Annotated in this window: 12 protein-coding genes; 3 read left to right on the top strand and 9 right to left on the bottom strand. The window is 45.1% G+C overall.

The window, feature by feature from the left end; all coding sequences use genetic code 11:
- Positions 1 to 2 precede the first annotated feature (2 nt).
- Positions 3 to 527, bottom strand: coding sequence for an RNA pyrophosphohydrolase (gene rppH / locus ACYJZR_RS02440; protein WP_005457789.1), 525 nt, complete (start codon positions 525 to 527; stop codon positions 3 to 5).
- Positions 528 to 1145: 618 nt separating this feature from the next.
- Here rppH and mutH point away from each other — a divergent pair.
- Positions 1146 to 1826, top strand: a complete 681-nt coding sequence (mutH, locus tag ACYJZR_RS02435; protein ID WP_005481789.1) for a DNA mismatch repair endonuclease MutH — start codon at positions 1146 to 1148, stop codon at positions 1824 to 1826.
- Between the two features lie 14 nt (positions 1827 to 1840).
- Here mutH and ACYJZR_RS02430 read toward each other — a convergent pair whose 3' ends face one another.
- The gene (locus ACYJZR_RS02430) at positions 1841 to 2152 is read right to left on the bottom strand and encodes a DUF6482 family protein (protein ID WP_005481791.1); all 312 of its coding nucleotides are present in this window, start codon (positions 2150 to 2152) and stop codon (positions 1841 to 1843) included.
- 156 nt (positions 2153 to 2308) lie between these two features.
- Between ACYJZR_RS02430 and ACYJZR_RS02425 the strand changes: the two genes are divergently transcribed.
- Positions 2309 to 3343, top strand: a complete 1035-nt coding sequence (locus ACYJZR_RS02425) for an NADP(H)-dependent aldo-keto reductase (protein WP_005488759.1) — start codon at positions 2309 to 2311, stop codon at positions 3341 to 3343.
- A gap of 133 nt (positions 3344 to 3476) precedes the next feature.
- Here ACYJZR_RS02425 and ACYJZR_RS02420 read toward each other — a convergent pair whose 3' ends face one another.
- From ACYJZR_RS02420 to xerD, 7 genes are all read right to left on the bottom strand, one after another.
- Entirely contained in the window at positions 3477 to 3728 is a 252-nt protein-coding gene (locus tag ACYJZR_RS02420; RefSeq protein WP_005459410.1) for a hypothetical protein, read from the bottom strand.
- 509 nt (positions 3729 to 4237) lie between these two features.
- Complete coding sequence (gene vpsR, locus ACYJZR_RS02415; RefSeq protein WP_005459408.1) at positions 4238 to 5572, bottom strand: cyclic-di-GMP-binding transcriptional regulator VpsR; 1335 nt, start codon at positions 5570 to 5572, stop codon at positions 4238 to 4240.
- 249 nt (positions 5573 to 5821) lie between these two features.
- Positions 5822 to 7339 carry a lysine--tRNA ligase gene (lysS, locus tag ACYJZR_RS02410; RefSeq protein WP_005459407.1) on the bottom strand — a complete coding sequence of 506 codons (1518 nt, stop codon included), beginning with the start codon at positions 7337 to 7339 and terminating at the stop codon, positions 5822 to 5824.
- A 34-nt stretch (positions 7340 to 7373) separates the two neighbouring features.
- Positions 7374 to 8472, bottom strand: a protein-coding gene (prfB, locus tag ACYJZR_RS02405) for a peptide chain release factor 2 (protein ID WP_097371395.1) whose coding sequence is annotated in 2 segments (ribosomal slippage) — positions 7374 to 8396 and positions 8398 to 8472 — 1098 coding nt in all. Because the reading frame shifts where the segments join, the coding sequence is not laid out codon by codon here.
- Between the two features lie 173 nt (positions 8473 to 8645).
- A complete protein-coding gene (gene recJ, locus ACYJZR_RS02400; RefSeq protein WP_140268712.1) occupies positions 8646 to 10385 on the bottom strand; it encodes a single-stranded-DNA-specific exonuclease RecJ in 1740 nt (579 codons plus the stop codon).
- A gap of 45 nt (positions 10386 to 10430) precedes the next feature.
- Positions 10431 to 11219 carry a bifunctional protein-disulfide isomerase/oxidoreductase DsbC gene (gene dsbC, locus ACYJZR_RS02395; RefSeq protein ID WP_005497149.1) on the bottom strand — a complete coding sequence of 263 codons (789 nt, stop codon included), beginning with the start codon at positions 11217 to 11219 and terminating at the stop codon, positions 10431 to 10433.
- Between the two features lie 59 nt (positions 11220 to 11278).
- A complete protein-coding gene (gene xerD / locus ACYJZR_RS02390; protein ID WP_005459400.1) occupies positions 11279 to 12196 on the bottom strand; it encodes a site-specific tyrosine recombinase XerD in 918 nt (305 codons plus the stop codon).
- Between the two features lie 167 nt (positions 12197 to 12363).
- Here xerD and fldB point away from each other — a divergent pair, with 167 nt between their 5' ends.
- Complete coding sequence (gene fldB / locus ACYJZR_RS02385; RefSeq protein WP_005479739.1) at positions 12364 to 12882, top strand: flavodoxin FldB; 519 nt, start codon at positions 12364 to 12366, stop codon at positions 12880 to 12882.
- The last annotated feature ends 89 nt before the right edge of the window (positions 12883 to 12971 follow it).

Genomic DNA, 12971 nt, shown 5'->3' with positions numbered 1-12971 from the left:
GACTATCCTCTACGTTGTTGCTTTTTTCTTTTCCCTTTCGCTTTTCTCTCTCGAAAAGGCATGGCTAAAGATGCAAACTCTTTCATCGCTCGACGATAAACATCACGCTTGAAAGAAACAACTTGCCGAACTGGATACCAATAGCTCACCCAGCGCCAACCATCAAATTCAGGGGATTTCCCGCGCTGCATATTGATGCGCGATTCATCGCATTCCAATCGCAGCAGAAACCATTTCTGTTTTTGGCCGATACAAACAGGCTTGGAGTCCCAACGCACCAATCGCTTTGGTAGTTTATATCTTAACCAATGACGACTTGTTGCAATGATCTTAACGTCTTTTTTCGTTAATCCGACTTCTTCATACAACTCCCTGAACATCGCCTGTTCAGGTGTTTCACCTTCGTCAATCCCACCTTGTGGAAATTGCCATGAGTGTTGCCCGTATCGTTTAGCCCAGAAGACCTGACCATGGTTATTACATATCACAATACCAACATTCAGTCGGTAACCATCGCCATCTATCACTGGCTAACCTCTATGAATAATTTTTTATTACCATGATTTTTCCACATATCCCCATTACTAGCAAACTTACTGATGTGATATGAGCAAGATTTATTACCTTTTCACCGTTATTGGATATCTTTTAATCAAATTAAAGTTTATCAACACAAGAGTGAGACATTGCCCACATTTATTCACCTTTTCTGTGAATAACTTTGTGAAGAATTCCATATCAACTCCGATTTTCAATCAAAAGCATTATTCTCTTACTCATCAATAAAAATAACGACCAATCATAACTCAATGATAAATATAAACTTAAAAACAAACCTGGTGATAAAACGATCTTGTCAATTCTGATGATCTTTTCACCAAACTCAGATCGGTCAAAGATCAACCGATCGGTTATTTATCCACACATTCATTCTCTAACTTCATGACATCTACATAAAATCAAGCCTAAAAACGTTTCAAAACCCCTGTTTATTCATCCAGTCCATCAGTAGATCCACTTATATGCACCTATATCTGTGGATAAGTTATGAATTGATCATTCTTAATCCATCTCGATGAAATCTTGGACAGTAGATTTTGTTGAAATTTGTTAGACTAGGATTTTTCCATTGTCATGCAGTTATTATGAAACCAGAACCACAATCAGAAGCGGAGTTAATGGAACGCGCTCACGATATTGCCGGACTCAGTTTTGCGGAATTAGCGGACGAAGCAGGGATGACCGTTCCAGAAAACCTCAAACGCGATAAAGGCTGGGTGGGACAATTGCTGGAATGGCATTTGGGCGCTCCTGCGGGTAGCAAACCTCAACAAGACTTTTCCAAACTTGGTATCGAGTTAAAGAGCATTCCAATTGGCTACAACGGACGACCGTTAGAAACTACATTTGTATGCGTTGCACCCTTAACTGGTGTTCAAGGACTGACATGGGAAACCAGCCATGTGCGCAATAAGCTCTCGCGCGTATTGTGGGTTCCTGTAGAAGGTGAACGAGAAATCCCCCTTGCCGAGCGTCGTGTAGGGACGCCTCTTATTTGGTCGCCAGATAAAGAAGAAGAGCAGATCTTACGAAATGACTGGGAAGAACTGATGGAAATGATCGTCTTTGGCAAATTTGATCAAATTTCAGCCAGACATGGCGAAGCGCTTCACCTGCGCCCAAAGGCCGCTAATGCCAAAGCACTAACTGAAGCCTATAGCTCCAACGGGAAACCAATGAAGACGCTACCACGAGGCTTTTACCTACGAACACAATTCACCGAACAGATCTTACTGAAGCACTATATCAATGTGCAATCTGAGTAACTCATCTGTTCACTCTAATGGGTAACCAACGATAATTCGATATCGCAGTAAGAGGCAGTACCCTCACTACCGCACTCATCATAAGCGTTGTGTAACCGCAAATAAGCTTTGTCGATACCTAACCTGAGCAGCTCTTCTTTCACCAAATCTAAGGAACCAAAATGAAGCGGTTCCTCTCCATCTTTAATCGGCTCTAGCTGGTGCTTATATTCCACAGCTAGCAAATAGTCAGAGACATCGGAACACCCAATGACAAATACTTTGGGTAACGTATAGGTGTCTTTATGTTGACCATGTAGCCACATGTCCAGTTGATGCTTCTGCATAGTGCACCTCCTTCACAAGATCTTTTTAGTGTAGTTGGGGGATGAATACCTTTCGAGCCACACTTGCGCTTATACGTAAATGATTTGCGATAGCGACCAAAAATCCCATATATTGATGGATAACCTATTCAGTTGGCTATTTTTCAAGGAAGTGAAATGCAATACACCAAACTACCGCACTCATCACTCGAGATCAGTAAAATCTGTCTCGGCACTATGACTTTTGGTGAGCAAAATATCGAACAAGAAGCTTTTGAGCAGCTCGACTTTGCTGTCGATCATGGGGTGAACTTCATTGATACCGCAGAGATGTACCCTGTTCCGCCAAAAGCAGAAACACAAGGCCTAACAGAACAATACATCGGCAACTGGCTGACAAAATCCGGCAAGCGAGAAAAAGTCGTTCTAGCGACAAAAGTGGCAGGGCCGCGCAATGTGCCTCACATCCGTGAAAACATGAGTTTAAATCGTCGCAATATCCATGATGCCATCGACTCTAGCCTTCAACGACTCCAAACCGATTACGTAGATTTGTACCAACTTCACTGGCCACAGCGTCAAACTAACTGCTTTGGCCAACTCAACTACCCTTACCCAGACAAGCAAGAAGAAGTGACGTTAATTGAAACCCTAGAAGCATTAACTGAACTGGTTAAGATGGGTAAAGTGCGTTACATCGGCGTATCTAACGAAACACCTTGGGGGGTGATGTCTTTGCTTCGTTTAGCGGAGAAGCATGATTTACCGCGTATAGTTTCAATTCAAAATCCATACAATCTACTCAACCGCAGCTTCGAAGTGGGTTTGTCTGAAATCAGCCATTATGAAGGTGTCCAACTGTTAGCGTATTCACCTCTGGCGTTTGGTTGTTTGAGTGGTAAATACTTACATGGCGCAAAACCAGAAGGTGCACGCTGTACTAAGTGGGAGCGTTTCGCTCGTTACTTCACGCCTCAAGGCGTCAAAGCGACAGAAGCATACGTGAACTTGGCGCGTGAGCATGGCCTAGATCCTGCGCAAATGGCATTGGCGTTCGTTAATCAACGTCCATTTGTCGCTTCCAATATCATCGGAGCGACCAACCTTGATCAACTTAAAGCTAACATTGACAGCATCGATATCAAGCTTAGTGATGAGCTGTTAACAGACATTCAAGCGATCGGTACTACCTACTCTAACCCATGTCCATAAAAGCAAACAGGCTGACCACATAGGTCAGCCTGTTAATAGCACTTAGAACAAATCTATTTCGATATGCGTTTACAGCGTGTTGAGCTTTTAGGGTTAACTAAAGCGTAATGTTGGAAGCTCAACACGCTATAGATTACGTCGGTATTCGCGCAGTTAGCACTCGACGAAGATGACGAACTCGACGTTCAACTTTAACCGCTTCAGGCACGCTGGTTTGAGTAACTCGCCCTTCACGATCTAAACCAATATCCCTTAATAAATGAACATTGGTCCATGGAACATCATGAGAACTGCGGCGCACGGTACGTTGCCATTCTCTCTCTTCACGTTTTAAATCCGCTTTAATAAGCAAAGTCGCCAATGTTAAGTAAATTGAGTGACGCATAATTTTTCTCCAATTAAACGATAAATGATCGACTGGGAAAAATAGTACGCAGAGACACAGAGAGATCTGTTGAGACTAAGCCGCTACTTTTCCGCAGCCTAGTAAACATAAATTAGGTTACGGATTAATTTTTATCTTGTGAGCCAGTGGTATCGTTAATATCCGATTTAAAAGCTATCGGAGATTTAGACATACGATCAGCGCAAGCAGTGGTGTTAACAACGTAATGTTTCATCTTGCGCCTCCTAGCTAAAAAAATAATCCGTGTGTGAAGTGATATAACTCAACGAGTTATGGCTAAATTGTAAGCGTTGATGAATATATATCAAACAATTTCTATGCTTTCGATAAAAAACAAATCAATACCCTGAAGATAAGTTGCATATGTTTTTTCATATAACATATTCATCTAGGGAATATATAAAACTTCGAGTTTTATAAATCAGAACGTATACAACGAAAAAGAGCGACCAGCAAGGTCGCTCTTTCAATTCGATTCACTCATTGAATTACATCGCTTGATCGGAAATCAAGTTGTGCTTATTCAGTAGTCGATACATGGTTGCACGCGACACACCAAGTTCTTTCGCCGCATTGGAAACTTGACCAGAGTGCGATTCCAACACGACCAATAACGCATCACGCTCACTCTTTTCACGAATTGATTTCAAACTGCGTTTTGAATCATTACGTTGCGGCAAATCGAGATGATGCTCTTCAATCATCACGCTGTCAGACATCAACACCGCACGCTTAACTTGGTTCATCAACTCGCGAACATTACCAGGCCAGAAGTAACGAGTCAGAGCTTTCAAAGCGTCCTCTGAGAAACTTTTTGCTTGAGAGTTGTACTCTTTAGAGAACTCTTGCAGATAGAAGCGAGCTAGTAGTGCAATGTCACTCGCGCGCTCTTTCAAGCTTGGTACGTTGATACGAAGTACATTGATGTAATGGTACAACTCTTCGTTGAAGTCGCCATCAATCAAAGCTTTTTCTACGTCTGACGAGTTAGCAGCAAGAATACGCACATTCACATTCTTCACACCTTCGCGCGTTTCAATCGTGCCCTCTTGCAAGAACCTTAACAGGTTCATTTGCTGGTCTTTCGAAATGGTCAGAATGTCATTAAACAACACAGTACCGCCATCTGCTTGTTCCAACAGACTTGGGCCCATCTCAGCATCCGCAGCAATACCAAAGACTTCCGCTTGGAAACGTTGCTCATTCAAAGCGCGGCAGTTAATCGACATAAAGGGCTTATGAGAACGGGAAGATACTTTGTGAATTGCACGAGCAACCGCTTCTTTACCAGTACCGCTCTCGCCAGAGATCAGAATACTCACGTCCGTAGGACCAATTCGCTTAACTTGATCGCGTAAGCGCTTCATCGGGATAGATTCGCCAATCAGCCCCATATCGAGGCTATTGCCAAAGCTTGGCCAAACTTTTTTCTCTAGCTTGAGCATACCAAGTTGGTGGCCGATGGTACTCAACAGTTGGGCATCTGGGATTGGGGCAGTAAAAAAGTCGATACAGAAGTTAACGATGAACTGGCAGATGGTGTCTGTGCCGAGCTGAGACTCACGAATAAACGCCAGCCAACGCACGTGCTTATGAGAACTCACTAAGTTTGCCAGACCATTCAAGCTAAACTCGTCATGGCTCAGGTCAACGATACCGATACAAGGCCCAATATCTTCCAATAACGTGTTAGCTTTGCGTAAGTCGCCTACTTGGTGACACTTCCAGCCAACTTGTTCCAGTACTGATAACCAAGGCTCATAAGTACCGCCAACTACCACAAGCGATCCCGGGATGGAATCCATCTTAAACTGCCCAGCCATTCTCTAACCCTTATTCTTTTGTTGATAGAAATTTCGCGCCACAAACCCATCTTTGCGAACGGGTAACATTATCGAGACTACGACGCTCGAAGTCTGTCTCAATATTAAGACTATGCAATAGATTGAGATTTGGCGAATACTTATTTGCATATGCCATCAAAATCAAAATGCAACCTATTGAATTTTAGGAAATTAAAGATACAAAAAAACCACCCGAAGGTGGTTTTTTTGTCATTGTTCAGCAAAGAATTACGCTTGTGGGCGCATTGCAGGGAACAAGATCACGTCACGGATAGTGTGCGTGTTAGTTAGCAGCATAACTAGGCGGTCGATACCGATACCTTGACCTGCTGTTGGTGGTAGACCGTGCTCTAGTGCAGTGATGTAGTCTGCATCGTAGAACATCGCTTCGTCATCACCAGATTCTTTTGCTTCAACCTGTGCTTTAAAGCGCGCGTCTTGGTCTTCTGCATCGTTAAGCTCTGAGAAGCCGTTTGCTACTTCACGGCCACCGATGAAGAACTCAAAGCGGTCTGTGAAGAATGGGTTGTCATCGCTACGACGTGCCAGTGGAGAAATATCCGCTGGGTAGCCAGTGATGAACGTAGGCTGCATTAGTTTAGGTTCTGCAGTTTCACCGAAGATCTCTTCAAGAAGCTGACCACAAGTCCAGAAAGGTTCTACTTCAACGTGAACAGATTTCGCGATAGAAACCATTAGTTCGCGGTTTTGTAGATCTTCTTCCGTTAGCGCTTGGATTTGAGCGTGGTCTGGGTTGTAGTGTTTGATTGCTTCAAACATGCTCATGCGAGCGTACTTACCGCCAAACTCAACAGTATCTTCACCGTAAGGCATTGATGTTGAACCTAGAACTTCTAGTGCTACAGAGCTTAGTAGTTCCTCAGTGAAGTCCATTAGATCTTTGTAATCCGCGTACGCCATGTAGAATTCCATCATTGTGAATTCTGGGTTGTGACGTGGAGAAAGACCTTCGTTACGGAAGTTACGGTTGATTTCGAATACGCGATCAAAGCCACCAACAACTAGACGCTTCAGGTATAGCTCAGGCGCAATACGCAGGTACATTGGCATGTCTAGCGCGTTGTGATGCGTGATGAATGGGCGAGCACTTGCACCACCAGGGATCACGTGCATCATTGGCGTTTCAACTTCCATGAACTGTTTAGAGATCATGAAGTTACGAATTGCAGACATAACTTTAGAACGTACAACGAATGCATTACGAGAATCTTCGTTAACGATTAGGTCTACGTAACGCTGACGGTAACGCATTTCTTGGTCAGTTAGACCGTGGAACTTCTCAGGAAGTGGACGAAGTGCTTTTGTTAGCAACTCGTACTCTTCCATGTTCACGTATAGGTCGCCTTTACCAGATTTGTGTAGCGCACCTTTAACACCGATGATGTCGCCGATATCAAGACCTTGGTATTTCTCTTTCAGTTCTTTTTGAACTTCTTTGTCTGCGTAAGCTTGGATACGGCCAGATGTTTCTTGAATTACTAGGAATGGACCACGTTTTGCCATAATACGACCAGCGATCGCTACTACGTGGTTAAGCTCTTCTAGCTCTTCCTTAGTCTTTTCACCGAACTCTTTTTGAAGGTCGCCCGCTAGTGCGTCACGACGGAAGTCGTTTGGGTGGCCGTTTGCTTTGCAGCTCTTTCGGATTTCGTCCAGTTTAGCGCGGCGCTCAGCAATCAGCTTGTTTTCTTCTTGTACAGTTTCGTTTTGAACAGCATCAGTCATTTTCGATGTATCCTGTTTTTGTCGGTGAAAAGCTTTATAGGCCTGATTTCAGGCTAGCTTCAATAAATTTGTCCAGATCGCCATCAAGAACCGCTTGAGTATTACGGTTTTCAACGCCCGTACGGAGGTCTTTAATGCGTGAATCATCCAATACGTAAGAACGGATCTGGCTACCCCAGCCAATGTCAGACTTAGCGTCTTCATTAGCTTGTTTTTCCGCGTTTTGCTTTTGCAATTCAAGCTCAAATAGCTTCGCTCGAAGCTGTTTCATTGCCTGATCTTTGTTCTTATGTTGAGAACGGTCGTTTTGACACTGCACCACAGTATTCGTTGGTACGTGCGTAATACGTACCGCAGATTCAGTGGTGTTGACGTGCTGACCACCCGCACCTGACGCACGGTAAACGTCGATACGAAGATCAGCAGGGTTAATGTCGATAGCAATGTTTTCATCAATCTCTGGGTAGATGAACGCAGACGCAAAAGACGTATGACGACGGCCGCCTGAATCGAATGGCGATTTACGTACTAAACGGTGAACACCAGTTTCTGTACGTAGCCAACCGTAAGCGTAATCACCAGAGATACGAACCGTTGCAGATTTAAGACCCGCAACCTCACCTTCAGATACTTCGATAACTTCCGCCTTGAAGCCTTTCGCTTCTGCCCAGCGTAAGTACATGCGTAACATCATGTTGGTCCAGTCTTGCGCCTCAGTACCACCTGAACCTGCTTGCAAGTCAATGTAGCAATCAGAGCTATCGTGGTCACCAGAGAACATACGGCGGAATTCTAGCTGCGCAAGCTTCTCTTCCAACTCTGCAAGTTCTGGTTCGATTTCATCAAACGTTTCTTGGTCTTGTTCTTCAACAGCCAGTTCAAGAAGACCATCAACATCTTCTACACCTTGCTCTAGTTGATCAATAGTTTCAACTACGGCTTCAAGTGATGCACGTTCTTTACCTAGTGCTTGTGCACGTTCAGGCTCGTTCCATACATCTGGCTGTTCAAGTTCTGCGTTGACTTCTTCTAGACGCTCTTTCTTCGCGTCATAGTCAAAGATACCCCCTCAGGACATTCGTGCGCTCAGACACGTCCTGAAGACGGTTTTTAATGGGATTGATTTCAAACATGTTTGCTCAACATTTTAGAATAGAATTTAACCGAGAAATTCTACTGAAAAATGTGACGGAGATACAGGAAAATTTCGGCTGAGAAATCAGATTACGATTAGAGAGAGCACGGTCATAAAATTTTACACCCGCTTAAGGGCAACCGTACTCTATATTTAAGAAAAGCTTAGGTATTACTTGGCTTCGATGTGATCAATCATCAGTTGCAATGATTGGTTACCACGAAATTCATTCACATCCAGCTTGTAGGCTAAACGTACAGTTTTGACCGATGCGTCAGGCCAACGGCGTAAATCGACGTTAAATGCAATTCCATCAATCATCACATTGGTCGGATACCCTTTGTATAAAGGCTCCAACATCAGTTTAAGATGTTTTTCTCCCACCAATTTTTGGTGCAACACCTTAAACTCACCATCAAAGATTGGCTCAGGAAAAGCTTGTCCGAATGGCCCACCAGCGCGCAACTGCTCCGCAATGTGCATAGAAAACTCTTCCGGTTTTAACTCGCCATCAGTAAGAATCACGCCTTTTAGAGCCGCTTCGTCGAGCTCTTTTTTCACCACTTCATCGAATAAACGACTGAAACGCTCAAAATCTTGCTCTTTGATGGTTAATCCTGCCGCCATCGCGTGACCGCCAAACTTGATGATCAAACCTGGATTTTGCGTATCGATGAAGTCCAACGCATCACGCATGTGTAATCCAGGAATCGAACGACAAGAACCCTTGATCGTCCCTTCACCACCGTCAGCAAAGGCAATGACTGGGCGATGGAATTTCTCTTTGATACGCGAAGCGAGAATACCAATCACACCTTGGTGCCAATCGCGTTGGAACAGCGATAAACCGTATGGCAGTTCGCTGTTTTCGCCAAACTGCAAACGTTCACAAAACGCCATCGCTTCTTGCTTCATGCCTTCTTCAATCTCTTTACGAGTCTGATTGAGCCCATCAAGCTCACTGGCCATGCGACGTGCGGCGTGGATGTTGTTACACATCAGCAGCTCAACACCAAAAGACATGTCGTCTAAACGGCCAGCGGCATTAATACGCGGCCCCAATGCAAAGCCGAAGTCCGATGCCACCAAACGTCGCGCATCGCGTTTCGCCACTTCAATCAGTGCCTGAATACCTGGGCGCGCTTTCCCCGCACGAATACGCTGCAAACCTTGATGCACCAGAATTCGGTTGTTCTCATCAAGCGGCACAACATCAGCGACAGTGCCCAGTGCGACAAGGTCGATCAGCTCCATCAGTTTCGGCTCTTGCATGCCTTGCTGAGCAAACCAGTTGTGTTTGCGCATGTGGACACACAACGCCATCATCAGATAGAACGCCACACCAACGCCAGCCAACGCTTTAGAAGGAAACGCACAACTGTCGAGGTTTGGGTTCACCATCGCATCCACTTCTGGCAGAACTTGTCCTGGCAAATGGTGGTCTGTCACCAATACGGTAATGCCATTTTCTTTGGCGTAGCGCACACCTTCAATCGACGATACGCCATTGTCGACCGTCATGATCATTTCTGCGCCAAGTTCCAATGCTTGATCGACCACCTCTGGGCTCAAACCGTAGCCATCTTCAAAGCGGTTCGGCACCAAGTAATCGACGTTATTGCTGCCAAGCATACGCAATGCCAATACAGAAAGAGCAGAACTCGTTGCGCCATCTGCGTCAAAGTCACCCACCACGATGATGCGTTTTTGCTCTTGAATAGCTTGGAACAACAACTCAACCGCCTGCTCAATACCGCCAAGCTTTTGGTACGAATGCAATCCACGAGCAGAGGTTTCTAGCTGCGCGATGTCAGTAATACCGCGATTGATGTAAATGCGTTTTAAGATCGGAGGAATGGAATCTGGGAGAAGGGAAAGATCCGGTTCGGGACGTCGTTGAATTTCTATCATGCTTGAAAAGAGCCGACTATTGCGTCGGCTCTGCTCCTTAAAGGATTACAGTTGCTCTAAACGTTTCAGTAGTTCAGCTGGCGGTAAGTAACCACCAACCATCTCACCGTTTGGAAGGAAGATTGCAGGTGTACCTGAAATACCTAACTGACGACCAACGTTGTAGTGCGCTTGGATGGTCTCTTTACATTGTTCAAGATCTTTCGCTGGATTGTCGAAAGTGCGGCTCACTTTCGCGTTATGCATCGCCGCTTTTGGATCTTCTGCACACCAAATCGTTGCCATTTGCTCAGCAACAGGCCCTGTCGCACCTTGGCGAGGGTATGCCATGTAACGCACAGTAATACCTAGATCATTGTAGCCCTGCATTTGGTTATGCAGACGAACACAGTAGCCACAAGTGATGTCAGTAAACACAGTCACCACGTACTTTTCGTTGTCCGCTTTGTATTCGATCATGCTGTCTGCAAACTTAGCAATTTTCTCAGCATTCAAAGGCGCTTGGCGTTCTGCAAGTACGTCTTTGTAACCGCCGTTGTCATCAATCGCGTATAGCGTACCTGCAATAAAGTGATCGCCATTGTTTGACGCAAACAATATGCCGCCGTTGGTTTGAATTTCTAGCAAGCCCGCCACGTCTGAAGGTTGAATATCAATAATAGACAGACCTAGTTTCGAGAACTTCGCTTTTAGCGCCGCTTCATCAAAGTGTTGTTGCGCAGTTGGCGCAGCCTGTTGTGCAGGAGTTTCGGTTTTTGCCTGACTTTCTTCCGCACCACACGCGGTAATAAAGAATGGTAAAGTCAGCAGAGTTAGTCGGCGTAATACGCTCATTAAAGTCACCTTTAAATAAATTCTTTTCATCCAATCAAGAAGGATGAAGCAAGCCATCATTATGCTCTTGGGTGGTGTTGACTGTGGATCTGCTTCAATCGTTCAGTCGCCACGTGAGTATAAATTTGCGTGGTCGATAAGTCACTATGCCCTAGCAGCATCTGTACGACCCTGAGATCTGCGCCATAGTTCAATAAATGCGTTGCAAACGCGTGGCGTAAAACGTGCGGCGAAAGCTGGTCGGTATCGATGCCAGCAATGACAGCATAGTATTTGATACGATGCCAAAACGTCTGACGAGTCATTTGGCGTGCTCGTTTACTTGGGAATACCACATCGGAAGACGTTTCTCCCAATAATGCAGGGCGACCTTGCTGGATGAATGTTTCAATCCAATCGATCGCATTCTCCCCCATCGGCACCAAACGTTCCTTGCCACCTTTACCCGTCACACGCACGACGCCCTGACGTAAACTGATGTTTTCCATCGTCAGGCTGACGAGTTCTGTCACACGCAACCCAGTCGCGTACAACAACTCAAGCATGGCTTTATCGCGCAGTTCTACCGGATCATTAGGATCTGGCGCGTCCAAAAGTGCGTCCACTTGCTCTTCACTGATGTCTTTCGGTAAGCGTTGTGGCAATTTCGGGCTGACCAACAAGGCACTAGGGTCATCGGCACGCACTTTTTCACGGTGAAGATACTGAAACAAACGGCGAATAGCTGACAGCATACGAGCACGTGACGTCTGCTTGTAATCCAAATCCACCAGATACGTTTGGTATTCTTGAAGTCCAGACAAACTGATGAAATCGAGGCGGTAACGATGATGCTCCATCCAAGTGAGAAGCTTCATTAAGTCATTTCGGTACGAAGCCAGCGTATTCTCTGACAGACCGCGCTCCATCCACATTGCATCTAAGAATTGCTCAACAAGCGCAAAATCTTGTTGATTGACAGGCTGTTGTGCCGTCATTCACGCTTCCTTTTATTGTTCATCTATACCCAGTGAGAGTAAGACAGCGCCAGTGTGAATGCTATAAAAAATTGGCTCAGGTGGGGAATCTCACGATATTCGCTGCATTCCTAGGCAGTTTAAGGTTAAAATCCTCTGCAACAGCAACACAAAAAACGACGAATATAATGAAAATCGGACTCTTTTACGGCTCAACAACCTGCTACACCGAGATGGCAGCAGAGAAAATTCGCAACATTATTGGTGCAGACCTTGTCGATATTCACAATGTGAAAGAGACGCCGCTATCGCTGATGGCTGAGTATGATTTATTGCTTCTAGGCATCTCGACTTGGGACTTTGGTGAGATCCAAGAAGATTGGAGCGCTATTTGGCAAGACATCGCGTCTACGCCGTTGAAAGGCAAAGTTGTGGCACTATTTGGTCTTGGCGACCAAGAAGGCTACGGTGAATGGTACCTTGATGCCATGGGCCTACTGCACGACGAGTTAAAAGCAACCGGCGCCCAGTTTATCGGTTATTGGCCAAACGAAGGCTATGAGTTTGAAGCCTCTAAAGCGCTAACGGAAGATGGCAGCCAATTTGTTGGCCTAGCACTAGATGAAGATTCTCAATACGACTTGAGTGACGAGCGAATTGAAAAGTGGTGTGAACAAGTACTTGTGGAGTTCCACGATACGCTTTAAGCACCGACGCTTACGTTGATGCGAACCAGATACAAAAAAGCCCGATGAATCACTTCATCGGGCTTTTTCATTATTCAATTTCTAGCGTC

This window comes from Vibrio sp. RC2502 (assembly GCF_054850435.1).
Note: the sequence above shows the minus strand (reverse complement) of the source record. Positions and strands in the feature narration are given on the sequence as shown.